Source organism: Clostridium sp. (genome assembly GCF_047777555.1).
In the GTDB taxonomy this organism is placed as follows: Bacteria; Bacillota; Clostridia; order Clostridiales; family Clostridiaceae; genus Clostridium_H.
The window spans coordinates 46,905-73,311 of record NZ_JBKEEV010000005.1 but is presented as its reverse complement, the minus strand read 5'-3'; the positions used below and the strand labels follow the sequence as shown (position 1 = coordinate 73,311).

28 protein-coding genes are annotated in these 26,407 nt (G+C 31.1%); 23 read left to right on the top strand and 5 right to left on the bottom strand.

Annotated features, from left to right (window positions below; genetic code table 11):
* Positions 1-26 precede the first annotated feature (26 nt).
* From ACFWTK_RS09530 to ACFWTK_RS09490, 9 genes are all read left to right on the top strand, one after another.
* Positions 27-512, top strand: a complete 486-nt coding sequence (locus ACFWTK_RS09530; protein ID WP_415875784.1) for a V-type ATP synthase subunit K — start codon at positions 27-29, stop codon at positions 510-512.
* 24 nt (positions 513-536) lie between these two features.
* Positions 537-1,130: a V-type ATP synthase subunit E gene (locus tag ACFWTK_RS09525; RefSeq protein ID WP_415875783.1), complete on the top strand. Its 594-nt coding sequence runs from the start codon at positions 537-539 to the stop codon at positions 1,128-1,130.
* A 15-nt stretch (positions 1,131-1,145) separates the two neighbouring features.
* Positions 1,146-2,147, top strand: coding sequence for a V-type ATP synthase subunit C (locus tag ACFWTK_RS09520; RefSeq protein ID WP_415875782.1), 1,002 nt, complete (start codon positions 1,146-1,148; stop codon positions 2,145-2,147).
* Positions 2,134-2,448: a V-type ATP synthase subunit F gene (locus ACFWTK_RS09515; protein WP_415875868.1), complete on the top strand. Its 315-nt coding sequence runs from the start codon at positions 2,134-2,136 to the stop codon at positions 2,446-2,448. Before ACFWTK_RS09520 ends, ACFWTK_RS09515 begins: the two co-directional genes overlap by 14 nt.
* 18 nt (positions 2,449-2,466) lie before the next feature.
* On the top strand, positions 2,467-4,245 hold the full coding sequence (locus ACFWTK_RS09510; protein ID WP_415875781.1) for a V-type ATP synthase subunit A: 1,779 nt from the start codon (positions 2,467-2,469) through the stop codon (positions 4,243-4,245).
* On the top strand, positions 4,238-5,620 hold the full coding sequence (locus tag ACFWTK_RS09505) for a V-type ATP synthase subunit B (RefSeq protein ID WP_415875780.1): 1,383 nt from the start codon (positions 4,238-4,240) through the stop codon (positions 5,618-5,620). The genes ACFWTK_RS09510 and ACFWTK_RS09505 overlap by 8 nt, the downstream gene beginning before the upstream one ends.
* Positions 5,621-5,622: 2 nt before the next feature.
* Positions 5,623-6,294: a V-type ATP synthase subunit D gene (locus ACFWTK_RS09500; protein ID WP_415875779.1), complete on the top strand. Its 672-nt coding sequence runs from the start codon at positions 5,623-5,625 to the stop codon at positions 6,292-6,294.
* A 245-nt stretch (positions 6,295-6,539) separates the two neighbouring features.
* Positions 6,540-7,007, top strand: a complete 468-nt coding sequence (gene def / locus ACFWTK_RS09495; protein WP_415875778.1) for a peptide deformylase — start codon at positions 6,540-6,542, stop codon at positions 7,005-7,007.
* Positions 7,008-7,229: 222 nt separating this feature from the next.
* Positions 7,230-7,736 carry an ECF transporter S component gene (locus ACFWTK_RS09490; RefSeq protein WP_415875777.1) on the top strand — a complete coding sequence of 169 codons (507 nt, stop codon included), beginning with the start codon at positions 7,230-7,232 and terminating at the stop codon, positions 7,734-7,736.
* A 287-nt stretch (positions 7,737-8,023) separates the two neighbouring features.
* Here the strand turns inward: ACFWTK_RS09490 and ACFWTK_RS09485 are convergent, their stop codons facing one another.
* Positions 8,024-9,145 (bottom strand): aldo/keto reductase, encoded by a 1,122-nt coding sequence (locus tag ACFWTK_RS09485; protein WP_415875776.1) that lies wholly within the window; start codon positions 9,143-9,145, stop codon positions 8,024-8,026.
* 149 nt (positions 9,146-9,294) lie between these two features.
* Here ACFWTK_RS09485 and ACFWTK_RS09480 point away from each other — a divergent pair, with 149 nt between their 5' ends.
* From ACFWTK_RS09480 to ACFWTK_RS09470, 3 genes are all read left to right on the top strand, one after another.
* Positions 9,295-9,633, top strand: a complete 339-nt coding sequence (locus ACFWTK_RS09480) for a hypothetical protein (protein WP_415875775.1) — start codon at positions 9,295-9,297, stop codon at positions 9,631-9,633.
* Positions 9,634-9,882: 249 nt separating this feature from the next.
* A complete protein-coding gene (locus tag ACFWTK_RS09475; protein ID WP_415875774.1) occupies positions 9,883-11,064 on the top strand; it encodes an FprA family A-type flavoprotein in 1,182 nt (393 codons plus the stop codon).
* Between the two features lie 100 nt (positions 11,065-11,164).
* Positions 11,165-11,551, top strand: a complete 387-nt coding sequence (locus ACFWTK_RS09470; RefSeq protein ID WP_415875773.1) for a hypothetical protein — start codon at positions 11,165-11,167, stop codon at positions 11,549-11,551.
* A 44-nt stretch (positions 11,552-11,595) separates the two neighbouring features.
* Here ACFWTK_RS09470 and ACFWTK_RS09465 read toward each other — a convergent pair whose 3' ends face one another.
* Complete coding sequence (locus ACFWTK_RS09465; RefSeq protein ID WP_415875772.1) at positions 11,596-11,760, bottom strand: Spo0E family sporulation regulatory protein-aspartic acid phosphatase; 165 nt, start codon at positions 11,758-11,760, stop codon at positions 11,596-11,598.
* Between the two features lie 339 nt (positions 11,761-12,099).
* On the opposite strand from ACFWTK_RS09465, the gene glpX reads away from it, so the two are divergent.
* The 5 genes from glpX to ACFWTK_RS09440 all read left to right on the top strand — a co-directional run bounded on the left by glpX (position 12,100) and on the right by ACFWTK_RS09440 (position 17,318).
* Entirely contained in the window at positions 12,100-13,068 is a 969-nt protein-coding gene (gene glpX / locus ACFWTK_RS09460; RefSeq protein WP_415875771.1) for a class II fructose-bisphosphatase, read from the top strand.
* 274 nt (positions 13,069-13,342) lie between these two features.
* The gene (hprK, locus tag ACFWTK_RS09455) at positions 13,343-14,278 is read left to right on the top strand and encodes an HPr(Ser) kinase/phosphatase (protein WP_415875770.1); all 936 of its coding nucleotides are present in this window, start codon (positions 13,343-13,345) and stop codon (positions 14,276-14,278) included.
* Entirely contained in the window at positions 14,250-14,792 is a 543-nt protein-coding gene (locus tag ACFWTK_RS09450) for a 5-formyltetrahydrofolate cyclo-ligase (RefSeq protein WP_061857174.1), read from the top strand. The genes hprK and ACFWTK_RS09450 overlap by 29 nt, the downstream gene beginning before the upstream one ends.
* Before the next feature lie 52 nt (positions 14,793-14,844).
* A complete protein-coding gene (locus ACFWTK_RS09445) occupies positions 14,845-15,786 on the top strand; it encodes a magnesium transporter CorA family protein (RefSeq protein WP_415875769.1) in 942 nt (313 codons plus the stop codon).
* A 116-nt stretch (positions 15,787-15,902) separates the two neighbouring features.
* Positions 15,903-17,318, top strand: coding sequence for an aminopeptidase (locus ACFWTK_RS09440; RefSeq protein ID WP_415875768.1), 1,416 nt, complete (start codon positions 15,903-15,905; stop codon positions 17,316-17,318).
* A gap of 18 nt (positions 17,319-17,336) precedes the next feature.
* On the opposite strand, the gene ACFWTK_RS09435 is transcribed toward ACFWTK_RS09440, so the two are convergent.
* Positions 17,337-18,173, bottom strand: a complete 837-nt coding sequence (locus ACFWTK_RS09435) for a PHP domain-containing protein (protein WP_415875767.1) — start codon at positions 18,171-18,173, stop codon at positions 17,337-17,339.
* Between the two features lie 220 nt (positions 18,174-18,393).
* Here ACFWTK_RS09435 and ACFWTK_RS09430 point away from each other — a divergent pair, with 220 nt between their 5' ends.
* Positions 18,394-21,318, top strand: a complete 2,925-nt coding sequence (locus ACFWTK_RS09430; RefSeq protein WP_415875766.1) for an insulinase family protein — start codon at positions 18,394-18,396, stop codon at positions 21,316-21,318.
* A gap of 112 nt (positions 21,319-21,430) precedes the next feature.
* Here ACFWTK_RS09430 and ACFWTK_RS09425 read toward each other — a convergent pair whose 3' ends face one another.
* Together ACFWTK_RS09425 and brnQ are read right to left on the bottom strand one after the other, a co-directional pair.
* Positions 21,431-21,913: a DUF4883 family protein gene (locus ACFWTK_RS09425; protein ID WP_415875765.1), complete on the bottom strand. Its 483-nt coding sequence runs from the start codon at positions 21,911-21,913 to the stop codon at positions 21,431-21,433.
* 214 nt (positions 21,914-22,127) lie between these two features.
* Complete coding sequence (gene brnQ / locus ACFWTK_RS09420) at positions 22,128-23,441, bottom strand: branched-chain amino acid transport system II carrier protein (protein ID WP_415875764.1); 1,314 nt, start codon at positions 23,439-23,441, stop codon at positions 22,128-22,130.
* A 203-nt stretch (positions 23,442-23,644) separates the two neighbouring features.
* Between brnQ and ACFWTK_RS09415 the strand changes: the two genes are divergently transcribed.
* The 5 genes from ACFWTK_RS09415 to ACFWTK_RS09395 all read left to right on the top strand — a co-directional run bounded on the left by ACFWTK_RS09415 (position 23,645) and on the right by ACFWTK_RS09395 (position 26,308).
* Positions 23,645-23,803, top strand: a complete 159-nt coding sequence (locus tag ACFWTK_RS09415; RefSeq protein WP_415875763.1) for a hypothetical protein — start codon at positions 23,645-23,647, stop codon at positions 23,801-23,803.
* Positions 23,804-23,825: 22 nt separating this feature from the next.
* Positions 23,826-23,966, top strand: coding sequence for a hypothetical protein (locus ACFWTK_RS09410; protein WP_415875762.1), 141 nt, complete (start codon positions 23,826-23,828; stop codon positions 23,964-23,966).
* Positions 23,967-24,128: 162 nt separating this feature from the next.
* Positions 24,129-25,010, top strand: coding sequence for a hypothetical protein (locus tag ACFWTK_RS09405; protein WP_415875761.1), 882 nt, complete (start codon positions 24,129-24,131; stop codon positions 25,008-25,010).
* A 163-nt stretch (positions 25,011-25,173) separates the two neighbouring features.
* Positions 25,174-26,082 carry a ribonuclease Z gene (locus ACFWTK_RS09400; RefSeq protein WP_415875760.1) on the top strand — a complete coding sequence of 303 codons (909 nt, stop codon included), beginning with the start codon at positions 25,174-25,176 and terminating at the stop codon, positions 26,080-26,082.
* A 91-nt stretch (positions 26,083-26,173) separates the two neighbouring features.
* Complete coding sequence (locus ACFWTK_RS09395) at positions 26,174-26,308, top strand: hypothetical protein (RefSeq protein ID WP_415875759.1); 135 nt, start codon at positions 26,174-26,176, stop codon at positions 26,306-26,308.
* The last annotated feature ends 99 nt before the right edge of the window (positions 26,309-26,407 follow it).

The following is a 26,407-nucleotide window of genomic DNA, read 5'->3' as shown; positions in this document are numbered from 1 at the left end:
ATATTTATATTAGGAGGAGTAGATTTATGTTTTCACAATGGATAGTTGATAATTTAGGTTTAGGCTTAACAGTTTTAGCAGTAGTATTAGCAGCAGTTATGGCAGGTATAGGTTCAGCAAGAGGAGTTGGTATTGCTGGTGAAGCAGCTTCAGGAGTTATAACAGAAGATCCAGATAAGTTTGGTAAAGCTCTTATTTTGCAATTACTACCAGGTACACAAGGATTGTACGGTTTTGTTATAGGACTTTTAATAATGATAAACAGCGGTATTTTAGGTGGAAATCCAGAAATCTCATCTATTCAAGGTATAGCCTATGTATTAGCTTCATTGCCAATAGCATTTGGTGGATGGAAGTCAGCTATTTTACAAGGTAGAGTTGCAGCAGCAGGTATGAATATATTAGCAAAGAAACCAGAGCATTCAACAAAGGGTGTTGTTCTTGCAGTTATGGTTGAAACATACGCGCTATTAGCATTCGTTACATCATTATTATTAGTATTCAATATATAAAAGCAGTTAGGATGTGAGGGAAGCATGTCTAATATAGATAATTTAACTAATAAGATTATAGAGGATGCTGAGGCTACTGCAAAACAAATAGTAGATGAAGCTAGAATTAAAGAAAAAAACACTATAAATAAAAAGGTATCTGAAGCTGAAAGAGAAAAGAAGATAATATTATCAAGAGCAGAAAGTGAAGCTAAAATAAGGGCAGAGAGAATTGTTTCAAATGCTCATCTTCAAGTAAGAAACATGAAGTTATCTGCAAAAGGAGAAACTCTTGATAATGTATTCAAAGCTGCACTTGCAAAGCTAAATGCTCTCCCACAGGAAAAATTTTTAAAGTTCATGAAAGATAGTATTTTGTCTCTTGATATAGATGGAGATGAAGAGGTTATAGTAGATGAAAACAATAGTGCAGTAACTCCTAAATTTATAGAAGAAGTAAACAAAGCATTACAAGCTAAAGGTAAGATAGGACAATTAAAATTAAGCTTTAAGAAGAATCTAAATGGAGGATATATTATAGCTAAAAATGGTATAGGAATAAATAATACTTTTGAGGCTTTAATTAAATCTTCTAGAGATGAGCTTGAGGCTGAACTAGCAAGTGTTTTGTTTAGCTAAAAGGAGGATAGCTCAATGAGTAGCATAGATTATGTTCAGGCTGTACCGAGGATAAGATCTATTGAAAATAGGTTATTAGATAGAGCCAAGATAGAAAGATTAGTTGATAGTGCCTCAGCTTATGAGGCATTTAAGATATTACAAGAAACAGCATATGGCTCATTTATGGGCGATGTAAAAAGACCTGAAGAATATGAAATCATATTAAGTGAAGAATTAAAAAGGCTGTACTCCTTTATGTATGAAATATCACCAAATAAAAAATTAATAGACATTATGAGTCTTAGATATGATTATCATAATATAAAGGTTATTTTAAAGGGAGAAGCCTTAAATAAAGATTTTAGTGAACTTTTAATACCTGTGGGTACTGTAAAACCAATCCAATTAAAAAGTTATATAATGAATAGGGATTATACAGAAATAACTTCTATAATGAGAGAGGGAATAGAAAAGGCAAGAGAAAGTTTTGAAGAAGAAAAAGACCCTCAAAAAATAGATATAATCCTTGATAGATTTATGTATAAGGATATGCATTATAGAGCATTAGAGCTAAATGAACCATATTTAATAAAATTTATGGAAATGAATATAGATTTAATCAATATAAGAACTCTTGTTAGGGTGAAAAAGCAAAATAAAGGAAGAAAGTTCTTAGAAGAGGTTTTATTAGAAGACGGCAAGATAAATAAGGATGATTTGATTGAGATGTTAAATGGAAGTGTTGAAAATATAGCTGTCAAGTTACAAAGTTCTGACTATGTAGATATAGTGAGATCAGGTTTAGAGGAATATGGTCAATCAAACAGTTTAAATGTATTTGAAAAGTTAAGTGATAATTTTATTATGGACTTTATAAAAGATGCAAAGTATGTTGCTTTTGGAATTGAACCATTGCTTGCATATATATTTGCAAAAGAAAATGAAATTAAAATCGTAAGAATAATTATGGTTGGTAAACTCAATAATATTGATCCTGATGTAATAAGAGAAAGGCTGCGTGATATCTATGTATAAGATAGGAGTTGTTGGAGATAAAGATTCAGTGCTTGCCTTTAAGACAATTGGAATAGATGTATATCCTGTTATAGAACCTGATGAGGCAAGAAAAACTATAGATAGAATGGCTATGGAAAAGTATGCAGTCATATTTGTTACAGAGCAGGTAGCAAAGGACATTGATGAAACCATAGAAAGATATAATAAAGAAACGCTTCCGGCAGTTATATTGATTCCAAGCAATCAAGGATCTTTAAACATCGGTATGCAGAGAATCAAAGACAATGTAGAAAAAGCGGTAGGAGTTAATATTTTATAAGGAAGGTAGGGAAAGAGCTTGAAGACTGGAAGAGTTATAAAAGTTTCAGGACCCTTGGTTATTGCTGAGGGCATGGAAGAAGCTAGCATATACGACGTTGTAAAAGTTGGTGAAAAACGTCTTATCGGTGAAATAATAGAGATGAGAGGGGATAAAGCTTCCATTCAGGTTTATGAAGAGACTACAGGCCTTGGCCCAGGAGCCCCTGTTGAAACTACAGGAGAACCACTAAGTGTAGAACTTGGACCAGGACTTATAGAATCTATGTTTGATGGAATTCAAAGACCTCTTGAAGGCATTGCCGCAGTAGCTGGAAGCTATTTAACAAAGGGCGTTGAAGTTCCAGCACTGCCTAGAGATAAAAAGTGGCACTTTATGCCTACTGCAAAAGTAGGAGATGAGGTTAAATCTGGATATATAATCGGAAGTGTACAGGAAACTTCTGTTGTAAATCATAAGATAATGGTTCCTTATGGTGTAGAAGGTAAGATAGTATCTATTTCAGAAGGAGATTACACAATAGAAGAAACCGTAGCAGAAGTTGAAACTTTAAATGGAATAAAAAGAATTACAATGATGCAAAAGTGGCCTGTAAGAAAGGGAAGACCCTATGCTGAAAAACTAAATCCAGTAGAGCCTCTTGTTACAGGACAAAGAGTTATAGATACCTTTTTCCCAGTGGCAAAAGGTGGAGCTGCCTGTGTACCAGGGCCTTTCGGAAGTGGTAAAACAGTAGTACAGCATCAGCTTGCTAAATGGGGAGATGCCGAAATAGTTGTGTATATAGGATGTGGAGAACGTGGAAATGAAATGACAGACGTTCTTAATGAATTTCCAGAACTTAAAGACCCTAGAACTGGAGAATCTCTTATGAAAAGAACAGTTCTTATAGCTAATACGTCTAATATGCCAGTTGCAGCTCGTGAAGCATCAATATATACTGGAATAACTATAGGAGAATACTTTAGAGACATGGGATATTCTGTAGCTCTTATGGCTGATTCAACATCACGTTGGGCAGAGGCTCTAAGAGAGATGTCAGGAAGACTTGAAGAAATGCCTGGTGATGAAGGTTACCCTGCTTACTTAGGATCAAGACTTGCAGATTTCTATGAAAGAGCAGGTAAAATAATAGCTCTTGGAAACGATGGAAGACAAGGAGCACTTACAGCTATAGGTGCTGTATCGCCTCCAGGAGGAGACCTTTCAGAGCCAGTAACACAATCAACACTTAGAATAGTTAAAGTTTTCTGGGGATTAGATTCTCAGCTTGCATATAAAAGACATTTCCCAGCTATAAACTGGTTAAATTCATATTCTCTATATTTAGAAAGCATAGGGGAATGGATGAATCAAAATGTATCTGAAGAATGGGTAGAGCTAAGAACAAGAGCTATGGCACTTCTTCAGGAAGAAGCAAATCTTGAGGAAATAGTTAGATTGGTCGGTATAGATGCATTATCTGAAGGCGACAGATTAAAACTTGAAGTTGCAAAGTCTATAAGAGAAGATTATTTAATGCAAAATGCTTTCCACGATGTTGATACTTACTCATCTTTGGATAAACAGTACAGAATGTTAAAGCTTGTTCTTGCATTCCAAGATGAAGCAGAGCGTGCATTAAAATCAGGGGTTTATCTAAATAAGATAATAGATATGGGAGAAATAAGAGATAAAATAGCAAGAGCTAAATATATACCTGAAACGGATTTAGATAAGATCGATGTTATAAGAGAGGAATTAAGGACAGCCATAGATGAGTTAATAGCGGAAGAAGGTGTTATGATAAATGCTTAAGGAATATAAAACAGTAAGAGAAGTTGTTGGACCTTTAATGTTAGTAGATGGTGTTGAAAAAGCAACCTATGATGAACTTGTTGAAATAGAGCTTCAAACTGGTGAAATAAGACAGGGGAAGGTTCTTGAAATAAATCAAGATAAAGCTTTAATACAGCTATTCGAAGGTTCTACTGGAATCAATCTTCAGGAAACAAAAACTAGATTTCTTGGAAGACCTCTTGAAGTTGGGCTTTCAGAGGATATGCTTGGAAGAGTCTTTGATGGACTTGGAAGACCAAAAGATGGAGGCCCAAAGATAATTCCAGATGAAAAAAGAGATATTAATGGAGAACCATTGAATCCTTTTTCAAGAGACTATCCTTCAGAATTTATTCAAACAGGAATATCTGCTATTGATGGACTTAATACTTTAGTTAGAGGGCAAAAGCTACCTGTATTCTCAGGTTCTGGACTTCCTCATGCTGAACTTGCGGCTCAAATAGCAAGACAGGCAAGAGTTTTAAAGTCTGATGCTAAGTTCGCTGTTGTATTTGCAGCTATGGGCATAACCTTTGAAGAAGCGCAATTCTTTATACAGGACTTTACAAAAACTGGAGCTATAGATAGAGCAGTATTATTCATGAACCTTGCTAATGATCCAGCAGTAGAAAGAATAGCTACTCCAAGAATAGCTTTAACTACTGCAGAATACTTAGCTTATGAAAGAGGAATGCACGTACTTGTAATAATGACAGATATGACAAATTACTGTGAAGCTTTACGTGAGGTTTCAGCAGCTAGAAAAGAAGTTCCAGGTAGACGTGGATATCCAGGATATCTTTATACCGACCTTTCAACATTATATGAAAGAGCAGGAAGGGTAAAAGGAAAACCTGGTTCAATAACACAAATACCAATACTTACAATGCCTGAAGATGATAAAACTCACCCAATTCCTGACCTTACAGGATATATAACAGAGGGACAGATAATTTTATCAAGAGAATTATACAAAAAAGGAATAATGCCTCCAATAGATGTATTGCCATCACTATCAAGACTTAAAGATAAGGGTATAGGTAAAGGTAAGACAAGAGAAGATCATGCTGATACTATGAACCAGCTATTTGCAGCTTATGCACAAGGTAAACAAGCAAAAGAGCTTGCTGTTATACTTGGAGAGTCAGCATTATCTGATACAGATAAAGCCTATGCAAAGTTTGCTGATGCCTTTGAAAAAGAATATGTATCACAAGGATTTACAACCAATAGAACTATAGAAGAAACCTTAGATTTAGGATGGAAGCTTCTTAAGATTCTTCCAAGAACAGAACTTAAGAGAATAAGAGAAGAATACTTGGAGAAATATTTAGATGCAAAAGAAGGTGAATAACCATGCCTAGATTAAATGTAAATCCAACTAGAATGGAACTTACAAGACTTAAGAAAAGGCTTACTACTGCTGCAAGAGGTCATAAACTTTTAAAGGATAAGCAAGACGAGCTTATGAGGAGGTTTATAGATCTTGTTAAATATAATAATAAACTTAGAAAAAGCGTAGAAGAGCAGTTAAGTGGTTCCTTTAAAGATTTTGTTATGGCAAGAGCTTTAATGTCATCGGAGGTGTTAGAAGAGGCAATAGCTTTTCCAAAAGAACACATAACTGTAGATGTTAAGACTAAAAATATAATGAGCGTTAATGTTCCAGAGATGGAGTTTAAAAGGCAGCTGCAGGATGATGAAGGAAGTATATATCCTTATGGATATGCCAGTACTTCTTCAGAATTGGACGGAGCTATAGAAAAACTCTATGGCATTCTTCCAAAATTATTGGAGCTTGCAGAAGTGGAAAAGTCTTGTCAGCTAATGGCTGATGAAATTGAGAAAACGAGAAGAAGAGTTAACGCTCTTGAATACATGACAATTCCTCAACTTGAAGAAACTATAAGATATATCCAAATGAAGCTGGAGGAAAATGAAAGAGGAGCCCTAACAAGACTTATGAAGGTTAAGAGTATGCTTGAGAAAGAAAATGATTCTAACTCAGTAGCAGCAGGATCAGTGTAATAAAAGTGCAAAGCACTTCTATTTAGTAGAGTTGCTAGCAATTAGTGAAAGATAAAGACAAAGTCTGAAAATAGATAAAATCTATTTTTGGACTTTGTTTTTTTGACTGTAAGTGGATAGGCAAGGATTATTCCAACATCCTAAAATTTTTTAGTTACTGGTTACTAATTTTAAGGCTGGAAAACATTCTTATTACCATATATAATAGTATTTGAATGCATAATTAAAAGAAGGGAGTAGTTATAGTGGCAGTTAGAGAAATAATTAAGGCAGATAATCAGCTTTTAAGAAGAAAGAGCAGAAGAATATTAGAAGTAGACGATGAAGTTTTAGAGTTAATACAAGACTTAAAGGATACTTTATATAATGCAGATGGGATTGGACTTGCTGCTCCTCAAATAGGTGTTTTAAAAAGAGCTTTTATAATAGACTTAAGAAATGGAAAAGAACCTCTTATTTTATTAAATCCTAAGATTGTTAAGAAGATAGGACAATATGAAGATTCAGAAGGATGCTTAAGTTATCCAGGTTATGAGGGTATAGTAGTTCGCCCAAGAAGAGTTATAGTAACAGGAATGAATGAAAAAGGAAAAATTGTTCAATATGATGCTTCAGGTCTTATGGCTAGAGCTATATGCCATGAAACAGACCACTTAGATGGAGTTCTTTATATGGATATTGCAAAGAAGATGTATAAGTTGGAGCAAGAATGAGAATAAAATCATTGAGATTATAGAGATTCAATATTAAGCATGGATCAATTAATAATCGCTGGTCACTAAAAACCAAAAGTAGTGATTAGCGATTTTTTTATTATTCTTTAATTGGATCGCCATAGAGAATAGGTAATAATTAAAAATTGTTTTTAGATATTTACAGAAGGACAAGTATAATGTATACTAGTGTATATACACTAGTATACGGAGGATGTAAATATGAAAGATAATGTAAAAAAACTAACTTATGCAGGATTATTAACAGGTCTTGCAATTATCATTCCACTTTATTTTGGATTTTTAAAGGTACAAGCAGGACCATTTACGGCAACTTTAGCTTCTCACGTTCCAGTATTTTTAGCTATGTTTTTTGGACCAGCAGCAGCTGTAGCTGTAGGTATAGGATCAACTCTAGGATTTTTAATGACAACCCCATTAGTTGTTGCAGCAAGAGCATTTATGCATGTATTTGTAGGATTTGTCGGTGCTCATTTACTTAAAAAGGGAGTGGATTTTAAAATTGTAATCCTAGTTACAGCGCCTATACATGGAATTTTAGAAGCAATAGCAGTAATTCCATTTGGATTTAACATGTACAAAATATTAGTCGTAGTTGGAATTGGAACAGTACTTCATCACTTTGTAGATGGAATAATTTCATTTGCTCTAGCAAAAGCACTAAGCAAGACAGGAAAAACAGAATTCGCTGCAAAAGCAGGAAACTAGAAATAAATTGTGACAATATTTAATATTGAACATTCCGTATGAGATTTGCATTTAGGAAAACTTCACTACGCAAAGAAGCTCTAATATTTCTGACTTTAAAACTCCTAAACCTTCTAAACTCACTGTCGCTCAGACAATAGAAGGTTCTTACGGTGTTTTAAATTCAGAAATAAAGAGCTTCTAATGCTAGTTCAATACTTTCTACAATGCAAATCTCATACTCCAGTTCAATATTAAAAAGATTATCACATTTCTAAACTTCTCCACTACGCCTGCGGCGCCTCCACTTAAGCAAGTGTTTTTGCAACTTCCTTTAGTTTTTCTCTTATGGAGATGTGCTGAGGACATGCTTCTTCACATTTTCCACATTGAACACAGGAAGAAGCTTTAGCTTTATTTTCTAATTTAGAATATGATTTAGAGCAGTTTTCTAAATTATTGTATACAAAGGCTTCGTTGTATAAAGAAAAGTTTTTTGGAATATCAACTCCAGCAGGACAAGGCATGCAGTATTTGCAGGAAGTACAGTTTACTTTTATAAGCTCTTTATACTTAGTTTTCACTAGATTTATTAATTCAATTTCTTCTGAACTTAAGGAGCCTATTCCTGATTTATCTGCAATTTTTATGTTTTCTATAACTTGCTCCATGCTGCTCATTCCACTTAGTACTATTGAAACTTCAGGTTGATTCCAAATCCATTGTAGTGCCCATTCTACAGGAGTTTTTTTTATCTTGTAGCTGCTCCATAGATCCTTTATAATCTTTGGAGGTTCTTGAGCTAGCTTACCTCCTTTTAAAGGCTCCATTATGATTACAGCAAGCCCCTTATTATGAGCATATTTCAATCCTTCAATTCCAGCTTGATAGTATTCATCCATATAATTGTATTGTATTTGACAGAATGTCCAATCATAAGAGTCTACTATTTCTTTAAAAGTATTGATGTCATCATGGAAGGAGAAACCTATATGCTTTATTCTCCCATCTTTAAGTGCTCTTTCTATAAAATCAAAAACATTGAGGGATTTTAGTTTTTCCCATCTTTCCTTATCAAGGGCATGGAGAAGATACATATCTATATAATCAGTTTCTAGTTTTTTTAATTGTTCATTCAAATATTTATCAAAATCTTCATGTTTTTCTACGAGCCAAACTGGAGATTTAGTAGCAAGCTTTACTTTTTCTCTGTAGCCATCCTTTAGAGCTTTCCCAACTAAAAGCTCACTAGTGCCATTATGATATGGATATGCTGTATCAATGTAATTAACACCATTATCAATAGCATATCTTATCATTTTAATAGATTCATTTTCATCAATTTTTTCATCTCTTGTAGGAAAACGCATGCATCCAAAACCTAAAGCGGATAATTCGAAGTCACACTTGCCAAACTTTCTATATTTCATTTTACAGCCTCCCCCATCACAATTAAAATTATAATGTTTATTTTTATAATTATAACTAGTTAATATATTATATACTAGAATTAGGGATAATTAAAGAATATACTATAAGTATAAGAAGTGTATACATGATTATAGATAGGAGGATTTATATGGAAAAGAGGATTATTAATGTAGATGAGGATACTATTCATGAAATCATATCAGAACTAAAAGAGATTAGAAATTTAACTCCTGATGATGCTGCAAAATTTAGAATAGATAATTTACTTAAAATAATTGAAAAGCTTTCATCTAAAAATGAGTCAGAATCTATCGAAGAAATTATATATAAAAAAATGAAAGAATCTGTGTCAAAAAATCCTGAGCTAAATGTAAAACTATACATGCTTTATAGAAGTTTGTCTGATGGAAGAATTTCAGAAGAAAAAGCAAAGGAAATGTATGAAACATACTTACAAATGTATCCATATGATACTTTAATATACTAACTCAAATATATGAAAGGTACCTATAAGGTATCTTTCATGATTTTTAGATTTCATTTTTGCTTTATGATATAAGAATAAAAAGAACTCTATTAATTAGATAAATACCATGAACCATTATTTCTTATTGAATTTTAAAGATATTATGATGATATTTAGGATAAAATACTATATGATAGTTAAGCTATATATGATAGATGAATGAATGATAATACAAATTCTTTACGATATAAGGAATAAGGAGGAATATTAATGGGAGCAGTTCAGCTAAGAGATAACATGTACTGGATTGGAGTTAAAGATCCTGGCCTTGAAGTATTTGATATTATAATGACTACTAATAAAGGTACAACATATAATTCTTATATTATAAATGATGATAAAGTAGCTGTTATCGATAGTGTAAAAGATGGGTTTTGGGAAGAATCTTTGGAGAGAATAAAATCTATAATAGGTGATAAAAAGATAGATTATATAATAGTGCAGCATACAGAGCTTGATCACAGTGGATGTGTAAAAAGATTTTTAGAGGAATATCCTAATGCTACAGTAATAGGAACTAAGGCAGCTTTAAGTTATATGAAAGATATAATAAATAGAGATTTTAAAGGTGAAAATATAAATGATATCCCAGAGTTAAACTTAGGAAAAACAACTTTAAAATTTACATCAGTTCCAAACTTACATTGGCCAGATACAATGGTTACATATGTGCCAGAAAAGAAAGTACTTTTTAGCTGTGATATAACAGGTGCACATTATTGTCCAGAAGATTTAATAATGGATAGAAATAACGAAGATTATATAAAAGAGTTTAAGTATTATTTTGATGCTATAATGGCGCCTTTTAAAAACTTCGTATTATCAGGATTGGACAAAATAGAAAAAATGGATATTGACATGATTGCTCCAAGCCATGGCCCAATACATGCTGGAGATAATGCAAAAGAAGCTCTTAAGCTTTATAGAAAAATGGCAACAGAAGAACCAATAGAGAAAAATATACAAATATTATATGTTTCAGCCTATCATAATACAGAGGTTATGGCTGAATATTTAGGAAAAAAATTAAATGAAAAAGGAATTAAAACTGAAGTACATGAAATAACTTCATTAGAGCCTGAAAAGGCAGTGGAGCTTGTTAATAGATCAACTGGATTTTTAATAGGCTCTCCAACCATAAATCAAGATGCAGTGGAACCAGCTTGGAGACTATTAACTGCTATACCTGTAATACAAAATAGAGGTAAAGCATGTGGTGCCTTTGGTTCTTATGGATGGAGTGGAGAGGGTGTAAAAATGATGACTGATAGATTAAAATCTATGAAGTTTAAAGTTGTGGAGGAAGGTTTTAAGTTTAAGTTTGTGCCAGATAAAGAAGAATATAGGGCTGCAGATGAATTTATTGATAAGTTTATGAAATTGATTAAATAAAAAAATAAACATAATTTAGGCTATTTTTGATAACATTAGAATATATAATTATCAAGTTGAACTTTAAATGGAATAGAATATTGAAAAGAGGAGTGAAAAAATGAATAAAAAAGAAGTATTACAATTTTTAAGAGAAAATGGGCTAGAGGATGTAGAGGAGATTAGTGCTAAAAATGGATTATTGGTAGTTAGATTTTTTTATGAATTTGATGAGGATGAATTAGAGGCTGCAAGAGGCTATGCTAATGATGAAAGCGAAGAAGACGAGGATGGGGACAGCTGGAGAGAAGAATATTACCTACCATATTTAGATGATATAGCAACAGATAATGTAGGAGAAATAATAGAAGAGGTGGCAGAAGAGTTTGATGTAATTGGACAGTATGTATCTTATGACTCTAATGAAGAAGATCGTTGTGAATTTATAGGGGTATTTTCAAATGAAGATTTTGATATTGAAGAAGTTTTAGAAAAATTAGATTTATAAACAAGTTTAAGCACAGGTTCTATATTAGAGCCTGTGCTTTTGGTCTATATATACTGTCTATGTTTTTCATATTCTACCAGGAGTCTATCTAAATGTCTGCTGCAATTTAAAACTTCATCCTCTAGTGGACCGTTTAAATATAAAAGGTTGTGCAATTTTTCCCTCCAATACTGAATTCTTTTATCTAAAATTTTTAATGTTTCTTCCATGATCTACAATCTACCTCTCGTTTTATAGTAAATATATAGTATCATATATCTCAAAAAATGTTAACAAATCTAATTGGAAGAAAAAATAAGCAATTATTACAATATAGTATATAAGAGTGATTTAAATTAGCACATTAAATTATTTTATAAAATTATAATATTTGTAAATAGAAAAATTTAATGTATATGTATAAATGTTTATATAATAATCTTGAATAATACAATATATGTGTTATAATAATTAAGGTATTTTAAGATTAAGTGCTATAATATATTAAAAAAATGATAAAGATTAATAAGATTTTGATTAACTGTGATATGAGTATGGAGGGTTAAAAAATGTACAATACAGATGTAGCTATGGGATTGGTTAGGGTAACAGAAGCAGCAGCCTTAAATGGAGCCAAGCTTATGGGAAGAGGAGATAAGAATGCAGCAGATCAGGCGGCAGTAGATGGAATGGAAAAGGCTTTTAATATGATGCCAATAAGAGGAAAGGTAGTAATTGGAGAAGGAGAAATGGATGAAGCTCCTATGCTGTATATAGGACAAAAGGTAGGACTTTGGCATGAAGATATGCCTAAAATGGATATAGCTGTAGATCCTGTAGACGGTACTGTTCTTATTGCAAAAGGGCTTCCTAATTCTATTGCAGTTGTGGCTATGGGACCAGAAGGAAGTTTGCTTCACGCTCCAGATATGTATATGAAAAAGATAGCAGTGGGAGCAGGAGCTAAGGGTGTTATAGATATAAATAAGTCACCTAAAGAAAATATTCTAAATGTAGCTAAAGCATTAGATAAAGATGTAACTGACCTTACAGTTATAGTTCAAGAAAGAGAAAGACATAACTATATTGTAGAACAAGCAAGAGAAGTAGGAGCAAGGGTAAAACTATTTGGAGAAGGAGACGTTGCTGCTATTTTAGCTTGCGGCTTTGAAAATACAGGAATAGACCTAATGATAGGAACTGGAGGAGCACCTGAGGGAGTTATAGCAGCTGCAGCTATAAAATGTATGGGAGGAGAAATGCAAGCATTGCTCCAGCCTCAAAATGAAGAAGAAATAAAAAGATGTATATCCATGGGAATTGATGATATTGAAAAAGTTTTGAGCATAGATGATTTAGTTAAAAGCGATGATGTATATTTTGCAGCTACAGCCCTAACAGACAGCGATTTATTAAAAGGTGTTGTATTTTCAAGGCATGATATAGCAACTACCCATTCTGTAATAATGAGATCAAAGACAGGAACTATAAGATTTGTAGAAGCCATCCACCATATTGATAAAAGCAGCTTAATATAAAGTGAACACATAAAAAAACTTGCAGACAATTGCAAGTTTTTTTATGTATGTGAACACTAGAAATAAATTGTGACAATCTTTAATATTGAACCTTCCGTTTTTCCACTCTCCACTCGCGCTTATAGTCCCCTCCACTCTTCCGCTTAATAAAATTGCTTTGCAATTTTTTAAAATTCCGTTGTGGATAAAATTCCTATTATAATGTAAAATATTATATTAATAAAAAAATTAAATTAAATCTATAACATCATTAAAAAGGGGTAAAGAGAAGATAATGAAGATAACAGTAGAAGACTTAATAAGAGATTTAAATTTTGAAGTACTAATCGAAGGAAAAAAGAATATAGAAATAAAAACCAGCGATATAAATAGACCGGGGCTTCAATTTGCAGGATTTTATAGTTATTTTGCAAATTCAAGGGTTCAATTAATAGGAAAAGCAGAGTGGAGTTTCATAGAAAACATGCCAGAAGAGATTATAAAGAAAAGAATGAAAAAGTTCTTTCAGTTTGAAACTCCATGCATAATCATAGCAAGAGGATTAGAACCTCATAAGGAGCTTATAGAAAATGCTAAACTAAATAATAGATGGGTATTAAGAACTGATCTTTTAACTACTCAAGTTGTAACTAGATTAAAAAACTACTTAGATACAAAGTTAGCTCCAGAAACTAGGGTACATGGGGTTTTGCTTGATGTATATGGTATAGGAATATTAATAACTGGAGAAAGCGGTATAGGTAAAACAGAAACTGCTTTGGAGTTAATTAAGAGGGGACATAGGTTAGTTGCAGATGATGCTGTAGATATAAAAGAAATAGATGGAGAACTTCATGGAACAGCACCTTATATAACATCAGGAATGATGGAAGTTAGAGGCATGGGAATAATAGATGTGCCAGCACTTTATGGACTTAGTTCTGTTTTGGAGGAAAAAACCATAGATATTATAATATATTTAGAACAATGGAGAGAAGAACAGAACTATGATAGATTAGGTTTAGATGAAGATTATGTAGAAATATTAAATGTTCCAGTGAGAAAGATAACTATTCCCATAAGACCTGGAAGAAATATTGCAGTTATAATAGAGGCAGCTGCTGCAAATTATAGATACAGTTTAGTTTCCAAAGTATCTCCGGTAGAAACTATTGATAAGAGAATGGAGGAAATGATGAAAATTGAAAAATACAATAAGGGAAATAGTTAAAGAAAAAAGAAAATCCATTCCTAAAAAAGCCAAAGAAAAGATGGATGACATTATATTTAATAAAGTATTAGAAAGTGAAGCTTATAAAAATGCAAAATTAATCTTTGTTTATGTTAGTTTTGAAGGAGAAGTGGATACCCATAGAATTATTAAATATGCATTAAATCACAATAAGAGAATTTGTGTACCTAAGATAATTTCAATAAAAGAAGGGTTTAGAGCAGTTGAAATAAAATCTTTCGAAGAATTAGAAGAAGGAGCTTATAATATTTTAGAACCTGAAAGTTTTGAAAATGAAGTAAATGAAAAAGATATAGATTTAATTTTGATGCCTGGAGTAGCCTTTGATAAAAATGGAGGAAGGGTAGGCTATGGAGGAGCTTTTTATGATAGATTTTTAAAAAATGTAAGGGAGAATGCATTAAAAATAGCATTAGCTTATGACTTTCAAATTTTTGATGAGGTCCCTATGGAAGAACATGATATCAGAATTGATGGAATAATAACAAACTAAAATAAGCATAATAGTATCAAGAATGAGTATCTTCTATAAGGATTGTGATTTTATGCAGGTTCTAGATATTCTGGATGATTTTAAAGAGACAGATGATGAATGGAGAGTAGGAAAAAGCAATTACTGGATATTAATAAATAAGAATGAGATAGATGAGATTAAGAAAAAAATTGTTTTGGATGAGGAAAGTGTTAATTTAGTTTCAAATTTAGGAAGCAATTCATCTAAAATAATTTTTTTTGATGGATATATGTTTTTAAGTTTTAACATATTAGGATACAAGAATTCCATAGTGAAAAGTAGAAATTTACATATGTACGTAAGCAGAGATTATATAATCACTATCTGTGATGAAGATATAAGCATAATAAAAGACTTTATTCAAGATATAAATGAAATGAAAAATTGTTTTATGCTGAAAAATAATCCTACGCCAGCCATGGTTCTTTATTATATTTTAGACAGGATAATAGTTAAAAATTACAATATAATAGCTAAAATAGAAGCAAAGGCAGATGAAATAGAATTGGCTATCTTAAAAAATCCTTCCCATGAGCAGGCAGATGAATTAATTCATTTGAGAAGACAATTATATAAACTTAGAAAATACTTGAATCCTTTAAGATATGTAGGGGACAGCTTAGCTAGCAATGATAATTCTATAATAGAAGAAAAGGATATAGAACATTTTAAGAACATCAATGTAAAAATAAATAAGCTCATGTCTACTTTAGAAAGTTTAGTTCAAGATTTAGCTCTTGTAAGGGAAGCTTTTGAATCTGAAATAGCAAATAAGACTAACGACTTAATGAAAATATTTACTATAATAACTAGTATATTTTTGCCCTTAAATTTGCTAACAAGTATGCATGGAATGAATTTTGAAAAAATGCCATTTAGTAAGTCTGCCTATGGATATTATTATATAGTTCTAATAATGATAGTTATATCTGGAATTCTTATCTACGTATTTAAGAGAAAAAGGTGGTTATAAATAATAATAAGTTGATTTCATGAGTTATTTTTGCAATCCTAAGTTTTGTGATATAATGAATTTTGAACCCAATAGGGCAAAAGCTGTAACAAATTATAGAGATAGGGGGAAAGGATATGTCAGAAAAAAAGAATATAAAAAATTTAGAAAAAAACTATGATTATGCTTGGGACAAATACTCTAAGGAAGATTTAGAGAAGGTATTTGCATTAAATGATAGATACATAGATTTTATGTCAAGATGCAAGACTGAAAGGGAATGTGTAAAAGAATTTGTTACTATAGCAGAGAAAAAAGGATATAGAAATCTTGAAGATATCATAAAGGAAAATGGTAAGTTAAAAGCCGGAGATAAAGTCTATGCAAATAATATGGATAAGACTTTAGCTATGTTTGTAATAGGAAATGAACCTCTAGAAAAAGGCATGAGAATATTAGGAGCTCACGTAGATTCTCCAAGATTAGATTTAAAGCAAAATCCATTATATGAAGACACAGATTTAGCTATGCTTGATACTCACTATTATGGTGGAGTTAAAAAGTATCAATGGGTAACAATACCTCTTGCTATCCATGGAGTTTTTGCTAAAAAAGATGGAAGCCTTGTAAATGTAGTTATAGGAGAAGATGATGATGACCCAGTTATAGGAATTTCAGACCTTTTAGTTCATTTAGCTGCAAACCAAATGGAAAAGAAGTTAGCTAAAGGCATTGAGGGAGAAGATTTAAATGTATTAGTAGGAAGCATGCCTATAAAAGATAAAGAAGCTAAAAACAGGGTAAAACAAAACATATTAAGACTGTTAAATAAGAAATATGGCATAGATGAAGAAGATTTTGTATCTGCTGAACTTGAAGTTGTACCAGCTGGACGTGCAAGACATTATGGGTTTGATAAAAGTATGGTTATGGCCTATGGACATGATGATAGAGTATGTGCTTATACTTCTTTTGAAGCTATGTTAGAGGTTAACAATCCAACTAAAACTTGTGTTACTTTGTTAGTTGACAAAGAAGAGATAGGAAGTGTTGGAGCAACAGGAATGCAATCGAAGTTCTTTGAAAATGTAGTAGCTGAAGTTATGGAACTTAAAGAAGGATTCAATGAATTGAAATTCAGACGTGCTCTTTCAAATTCAAAAATGCTATCATCAGATGTAAGTGCAGCTTTCGATCCAAACTATCCATCAGTAATGGAAAAGAGAAATTCAGCTTACTTTGGAAAAGGAGTTGTGTTTAATAAATATACAGGTGCTAGAGGAAAATCTGGCTCAAATGATGCCAATGCAGAATTTGTAGGTCAGATTAGAGCTATAATGGATAAGCACAATGTTACATGGCAAACTGCTGAGCTTGGAAAGGTTGATCAAGGCGGCGGTGGAACTATAGCTTACATCCTTGCTCAGTACGGAATGGAAGTTATAGACTGTGGAGTTGCTGTTCAAAACATGCACGCACCATGGGAAGTTGTATCTAAAGCAGACGTATACGAAACAATGAGAGCATATGATGCTTTCTTAAAAGAAGCTTAAAAACTAAAGCCCCTATGTTTATAGGGGCTCCAATTTTTCTAAAAATATATTAAGTTCTTCACCTATTAATGTAGAGGTTCCGATATATCCATGTTTATGATCTTCTTCACCAACACCGTGATAATCAGAACCAGCAGTAACTATTTTTTTGTACTTTTTAGCTAGATGTCTAAAGAATTCTTCTTCACCTTCCTTATTAAGAGGGTAAATTGCTTCTATACAGTCAAAATCTTGTTTTATAATTTCCTCTACTGGAGATTTCTTAATTAATGTAGGATGGGCAAGGCTTATGACAGCTTTAACAGATCTTAAAACCTCAATTCCTTCAGCTATGCTGATTCTTTTATTTGGGACATAGGCAGGGCTGTTAGAGCTTAAAAATTTATGAAAAATATATTTAAAATCATAAGGATATCCAGCGTCTATTATAGCTTTAGCTATATGAGGTCTTGCAATTACTCCGTGATTAGCATCAAGCAGCTTTTGAAAGTTTAATTCTATATTAAAAAACTTTTTTAAATTGTTTATTATTTTTTCAGCCCTGACTATTCTATAGTCTTGTATTTCCTTTAAATAATTTTGAAAGTGATCTGACTTGAAAGAATCATCTCTAAAATAACCTAATATATGAATGTTTTCATCATTGTATCTAGTAGACAGTTCAATACCAGGAATAACCTTAACTCCAATGCTTTTTCCTTCTCTTATACCCTCTTCTACCCCAAAGGTATTATCATGATCAGTTATAGCTATAATATCTAACCCTTCATTTTTTGCTAAGTTCACCAATTCGCTAGGGGATAATCTGCCGTCCGATGAAGTAGTGTGAAGATGAAAATCTCCTTTAATATACATTATATCACCCCTCTATAATTTAAAATTCACAGTTATTAATAATTATATACCTCAATATGTAATAAAATAAAGCTAATTTTTTATAGATATAAAGCTTTTGAGAATATAGTCTAATATAAAGTAAATAATAAAGTAAATACTATATTTATTAAAAAGTTTAATATTCTTGTGAAAATTTTGGTAAAATATAAGTACATACATAGATAAAGGAGGACATTAAATGGAGTTTAAATTAAATGAAATTTATCATGGATTTAAATTAGTTGAAGAAAAAGAAGTTAAAGAAATAAACTCTAAAGCCAGGATATTTGAACATGAAAAAAGTGGTGCAAGACTCTTGAGTTTACAAAATGATGATGATAATAAGGTGTTTTCAATAGGATTTAGAACTCCACCAAGTGACAGCACTGGTGTGCCTCATATTATGGAGCATTCTGTATTATGCGGTTCAAGAAAGTTTCCTATAAAAGACCCTTTTGTTGAACTTGCTAAAGGTTCTTTAAATACTTTTTTAAATGCTATGACTTTTTCTGATAAAACAATATATCCTGTAGCTAGTAGAAACGAAAAGGACTTTTTTAACTTAATGGATGTATATTTAGATGCGGTTTTTTATCCTAATATATATAAATATCCGGAAATATTAGCTCAAGAAGGATGGCACTATGAGCTCAATAGTAAAGAAGATGAAATAACCTATAAGGGAGTAGTGTATAATGAAATGAAAGGAGTCTTCTCATCACCAGAGGATGTCTTATATAGAAAGATTCAAGAATCCTTATTTCCAGACACTACATATGGAGTGGAATCTGGAGGAGACCCTGAATATATTCCAGATTTAACACAGGAACAATTCTTAGAGTTTCATAGAAAATTTTATCATCCATCCAATAGTTATATATACTTATATGGAAATGGTGATTTAGAAAAACAGCTTGAATTTATAGATAAAGATTATTTAAGCAAATTTGAAAGAAAAGAAATAGATTCTCATATAGATTATCAAAAACCTTTTGGAGAAATAAAAGAAGTAAAGGGAGAATATCCAATAGCTAGAGAAAATGTAGGTGAGGATAAAACATTTTTAAGCTTAAATTTTGGATTTAAAGAAAACAATCCAGAAATATATTTAGCCTTTGAAATATTAGAATATCTTCTTTTAGAAACACCAGCAGCGCCTCTAAAAAAAGCTCTTATAGAAAAAAACATAGGTAAAGATGTATACGGATTTTTTGACCATGGAATACTTCAACCAGTATTTAGTATTATAGTAAAGAATTCTAATGAAAATAAAAAAGAGGAGTTTAAGAAAATAGTTTTTGACACATTAAACTCTCTTGTGAAAGATGGAATAGATAAAAAGTTAATTGAAGCATGTATAAATATAAAAGAATTTAGATTAAGGGAAGAAGATACTAGAAGTTATCCAAAAGGATTAATATATTACACTAAGGCTATGGATAGCTGGCTTTATGATAAACATCCATTAACTTATTTAGAATATGAAGAAACTTTATCTAAGATAAAGTCATCTTTAACTACAGATTATTTTGAAAAACTAATTGAGGAATATTTGATAAAAGCAAATCATGGTACAATGCTTGTTTTAAGTCCTAAAGCTGGTCTTGCAGAGGAGAAAGATGAAAGACTTAAAAATAAGTTAAAGCAGTATAAGGCTTCTCTTTCAGAAGAAGAGATAGAAAACATGATAAATAGAACCATTGCTCTTAGAGAAAGACAAACATCTGAAGAATCTAAGGAGGACTTAGAGAAAATACCGTTGCTTTCGTTAGAGGATATTAATCCTAAAGCAGAGAAGCTGCCTTTAAAGGAAATGAAGCTAGGAAATAACACTCTGCTTCTTCACCACATGTTTACAAATAAAATTGCTTATATAAAGTTTGTATTTGATACTAGAACAGTAGAAGAAAAACTTATACCTTATATAGGCCTATTATCAGGAATACTAGGAAAAATAGGAACAGAAAACTATGATTACAGTGATTTATCTAATGAGATAAACATATATACTGGTGGAGTTGCATTTTCGTCAGCAACATTTATACAAAATGGAACAAAGGGAGAATACGTTCCTAAGTTTATTGTTAAATCAAAAGCTTTGACAGAAAAGGTTCCTAAATTGTTAGAACTTTTAGAAGAAATTCTTGTAAGAACTAAGTTAGACGATGAGAAAAGATTAAAAGAGATTATACAAGAAATGAAGTCTCGATTAGAAATGGCTATATTTGATGCAGGACACATTGTAGCTGCAAACAGATTATTTTCATATTTCTCTCCAGTTGGAAGATATGAGGAGCTTATATCAGGACTAGAATTCTACGAATTTGTTGAAGAACTTGAGAAAAATTTTGATAGCAAGGTTGATGAAATTATAAAAAATCTTCAAGAAGTAGAAAAAGCTATTTTCAACAAGAAAAACTTAATTATAAGTGTTGCTGTTGATGAGGAAGGTTATAAAGACATAGAAGGAAATTTAGAAAACTTTTTAAGTAAGTTAAGAGATAATAACCTTGAAATAAAAGAATATAATCTTGAATTTAAAAACAAAAATGAAGGCCTCCTAACTCAAGGAGATGTCCAATATGTAGTTAAAGGATATAACTATAGAGAATTAGGATATGAGTATAAAGGAAGTATGCAGGTTCTTAGAACTATAGAAAGCTTAGATTATTTGTGGAATAAAATTCGTGTTCTCGGAGGTGCTTATGGCGCTTTTGCCAGCTTCGGAAGAAGTGGGAATATGTTTTTCGGCTCCTATAGAGACCCTAACTTAAAAGAAACCATAAATGTTTATGATAAAGCAGAAGAATATTTAAAGAACTTTACAGTAGATAACAGAGAAATGACTAAGTATATAATAGGCACAATAAGCAGTTTAGATGCTCCTTTAACTCCATCTTCAAAGTCAGAGAAAGCTTTAGCTTATTATTTAAGCAAAATTACCCATGAAGATGTTCAAAGAGAAAGAGATGAAATTTTAGGATGTACTCAGGAGAATATAAGAGCCTTTGCAGATATGATAAAAGACTGCATGTCTAAAAACTACTTATGTGTTCTAGGAAATTCATCTAAACTAAAAGAAAATAAGGAAGTCTTTGAAGAACTTAAAGAAGTCTTTAAATAAAAATGTAGAGAGTTAACTTTTAATTGTTAACTCTCTACGTTTTTAAAGGTTGTCTTCTAATTATTATGCAATATTAATATAAGTTTAACGCTTAAATACTAGCTGTTTATTTTTATTTAAAGTTTGGTTCCTTTACAAAGGCATTTTTCCCTAGGCTATATAGATTATATCGAGGTGATATGTTTTTCATATTTATGTAATCCATTGAGAAATCTCCATCCCAGGGTTGAACTGATATGTATTCGTTATTGTATATATTTATAACATACTTTTCATTAATTTTTGTAAAATCAAAAAAAATCTTGTATTCTGGCTTTTGAGTTAAAAATACAGGTTTAGATATAAAGTTTGGTTTTCTAAGTTCTTTTAAAAAACTTTTTATTGATTCTATATCTTCATTGTTAAAAGATTCTGTTTTATAGAAATTAGTATCAAGTACCCTAACATTCACATCCTCATTTAAAGTTAAGTTTTTAGCTAATAGATTTGTATAATAGTAATTGTTTGGTTTTTTTCTGTTAAGATAAAGGTTAGTACATAAAAGGATGCCTCCAATTAAGAATAATGCCAAAAATATAAAGCTTCCTTTTTTCAAGACATTCTCACCTCTTTCAAATTCCTATAAATAAAAATATGCTAATTCTGGATTTATTATTACAAAACAGAAATAAACATTAAAAGTTGTTAAAAGTCAAAAAAAGAAATGGATAAGCAAGTTTGCTTATCCATCAAAATATTAATTGATTGTATTTTTTAATCCTAAATCTTAAATTATATAAAATAAAGATAATTATTAATTAATAATATTATTATGATACCTTTTCAAAATTTTGTGAGACTGATGGCTCTTTGTTTCCAAAAGCAATATAGGAAATAAAGAAAGCTATTAATGAAGGAATAAGCCAAGCAAAACCTAGACTGCTTAAAGGTATTAAATTTAAGATTGTGCTTATAAAAGTAATACTAGGTACTAAAGAATTTATAGTACTTAAAATTGAAATTATTAATGCAGTATAAACAGTAATAACTATAATTTTATTATTTTTGATAAAATCTCCTAGAAAATTTATTACAATTAAAATAATTACTACAGGATATAATATCTGTAAAATAGGAGAAGCAAGTGAAACTATAATATCTACACCTTTTAGGGATATTATCATGCTTACTATTGTAATAATAACTACATTTACAGTGTAAGAAATTTTTCCTTTAGAAAGTTTGGTAAAGAACTCTGCTCCTGTAGAAGTTAACCCTATGGAAGTAGTTAAACAAGCTAGACCTACAGATATAGCTAATGCAATAGCTCCAAAGTTTCCAAGAACATGTTTAGCAATATCTGAAACTAATTTTGTTCTAGAAATATTTCCAGGTAATATACCATTAGTCTGAGCTCCTAAATATAAAAGACCTCCATATATAAAGCTCAAGCCTATAACAGCTACTATAGAAGAAGCTACTGTTACACGTGATATTTCTGAAGAAGTTTTATAACCCTTGCTCTTTACAGAAGATACAATTATGGATGCAAAAATTACTGAAGCCATAGCATCCATGGTTTGATATCCTTCAAGAAGAGAATTAGAAAATACATTAGTGTAATTAGTATCATATATTTCTCCTATAGGACAAACTATACCTTTTATTATTATTAATGATAACATTATTAAAAGAACAGGTGTTAAAAATTTACCTATATTATCTATTATAGAATTAGGCTTCAATACAAAAGCAAGGTTAATTAAAAAAAATAATAAAACTGCTACGAAGGGATTCATATTAGGAAAAAAAGGTTGTAAGCTCAGTTCAAAGGTTGTAGCAGCGGTTCTAGGAATAGCAAGCATTGGACCTATAGCAAGTATCAATGCAGAGGTAATAATTAAGGAAAAATCTTTTCCAATTTTACCAGCCATTGACATAAAATCACCATTACTTTTTATACAAGATAAAATTCCCATTAAAGGTAATCCTACTCCTGTAGCTAAAAATCCTAATATAGATGGAAGATATTTAGAACCTACCGCTCGTCCAAGAGTAGGGGGAAATATCAAATTCCCAGCTCCGAAGAACATAGCAAATAAGGCAAAGCCTATTACAAAATAATCTTTCATTTTATTTTTCATGTCAAAACTCCCTTTGTTAAAATATATACATATAAAATAATATCATAAATAGACAAAATTATATAATAAAAAATATATATTTTGTGTAAAAATTAAGCTAAATCAAACATATTAATATTGTTTCCCATTAAAATTAATCTATTATTATAAAAAAAGTGGTTAAAATAATAAGGAAATAGGGTTAAAAATAAGGAGGGGTTAATGTGGGAAATAAAAATAGTGGTAAAACTCATATGATATCAGAAAAGCTTTCAAGAGAATTTAGGAAAGTGAACATGGAAGCCTCTGAAGATATGGGGATGCCAAGTACGGATAAAAAGAGAAAGAATGGAAAAGGATTTCCTATAAATCAGTTTAAATAGATTATAAAAGGAGATAATAAATATGGATAAAAAAGCAAACAGTAAGAAAAAATCTACAAATAAGATTAATGAAAAATATCAGAAAGAGATTCGCAAAGCTAATATAGAAATAGGTGAAGAGCTGCAGCCAAAAGAAAAAAAGAGAAGATCCGGAGTGAGATAATAAGGTTAAAGGGGCTTGTATTACAAGCCCCTTTTTATATTAAACGAAATTTCACATCATTTCGCCATACAACTATGAACTAATATAAACATAAAAACATATTATGAATATAGAAACCAAAGATATAGAATAATTAATTTGGTGAAAAAGGATGTGAAATAAATGAGTTCTGATGATACCTGTAAATTAGATATGAAAACAGACTGGGATAACAATATATGGGAAACCAATAGTTATAACACAGATGAAAATTATAGGTGGGATGACGGATTTTCATGGAATGAAGAAGAGACAAATATGCCTTCTGCAGTCCAGGATGAAGCATCCAATAATGATTTTGATTGGAATAACGATGAATTTTGGAAAGATGACTTTAGAGAGGAAAATTTATTGTCAGAAGAAGTACATTCTAATCAGGGAGTGGAAGGAGCTGAGACAACTGAAAAAACACAAGATTTTCAAAACCTACAGAATGTAGAAGATAATATAATAGAAGGTAATGTAGAAGATGCTGTAAATATAGAGAGTGAGAAGAAATGTACAAAAGATTTTACAGAATATTTAAATGAAGCTTGCATTAGACCTCTTCAGCATATATTAGAGCAGTTATCAGAATTAGGAGCAAAAGATATAGAAATAGGAACAGAAAAACAAGGAACAATATTAGAAGCAAGGATTTTAAGCATAAAAAATTATTTAGTTAAGGTACAAACACCTTATAATTATGCTGTAATTCCAATTCATAAGATAATAGGCATTTATTCAAGAGATTTGCCAAGAGTAGAGTTATTATCTTCACCTGAAGATGAAAGAGCAGATGATGTTGAATATTGTGAAAGATCATTAAGAGAGTATTTTAGCAATAAAATAGGAAAAAATTTCAAAGTAAATACTTCCGCTTTAGACGAATTATTTAGAGCTATAAATGGAACTGTAACAAGAGTTGGAGAAGGTATAGTGGTACTAAATGATACTGTAGCAATAGTTCTAGATAAAATAGTATCTGTAGAAAAAAATAAAAAAGATATTGACGCAATTGAATAATAAATGATTTAGAGGGACAGATTTTTATAAGCTGTTCCTCTAAATTTTTAAATAAAAAAGTTTTATATAAATTTATTTTCTGCATAGATTAAGAAATAAGGCTATGTTTTAATAAATTATGAATTTGATATAATAATATAAATATAAAAATGAGGTAATAATTATGCTAAAAGTTTGTTTATTGGCACCAGGAGGAATGATGCCTCTTCCTGATAGATATCTAACATCCCTAATTGCTAACTGTAGAGGCAGCATGATTCTTATTGACTGTGGAGAGGGAACTCAAATTCAACTTAAAAAGTTAAAATGGGGTATAAAGGCTATAGATGTAATTTGCATTACTCATTTTCATGCTGATCATGTAGCTGGTTTGCCAGGCCTTTTAAGTACCATTGGTAATGCTGATAGGAAGGAACCTTTAACTATAATAGGTCCTAAAGGCTTAAAAGAAGTAGTAAAAGCTCTTACAGTAATAACCCCAATGCTGCCGTACGAATTAAACTTAATTGAAATAGATGAAGAAATTAAAAACCTTAAGTTTAAAGATTATGTTATAAATGCAATTTCTGTAGAACACAGCATAGATTGTCTAGCATACAGCATTGAAGTCAGGAGAGGAAAAAAATTTGATAAGGTAAAAGCAGAGGAAAACAATATTCCTAAAGTTTACTGGAATACACTTCAAAAAGGAGAAAAGGCTTATGAAGGAAATAAAATATTTACTCCAGATATGGTATTAGGTGAAGAAAGAAAGGGAATAAAGCTCTGCTATAGCACTGATTTAAGGCCAAGTCAAAAACTTATTGATTTTTTAAAGGAGGCTGACTTATTTATAGGAGAAGGCATGTATGGTGATGACAGTTATTTAGATAGGGCAAAGGAAAATAAACATATGCTTTTTTCAGAATGTGCAAATTTAGCTAAAGATGCTAAAGTAAAAGAGTTATGGATTACTCATTTCAGCCCTCTTCTTCAAAATCCAGAGGATTTTCTTGAGAAAACTAAAAAAATTTTTGAAAATACTAAGCTTGGAGAGGAGCTTATGGTTAAAGAATTAACTTTTGAAAAATAGAGGAAAGTATAAAGGTTAGTTAGTAGGGAAAATTAATAATAGAAGAGAAACAAAAACAATAAAAAAGACCTACACTAGGGAGGAGCTTAATATGGTAAAGATAAAGGGAGAAAAGCATAAAAAAAGCACAAAAGTTGATGGCCACAGGCCACAGGACGACACTCAAAAAAGATATAAAAGAACTCCACCAAGATATACAAACTTTGATGGAGAGCCAATAGAATAATCAAAGCTTCTCAAGTTAAACGCTGTGCTTGTTAGAAGTTAGGTATTTGTATTTTAATATTTAATATTCTAAAATCTAACTTCTAACTTGCACTTTAAT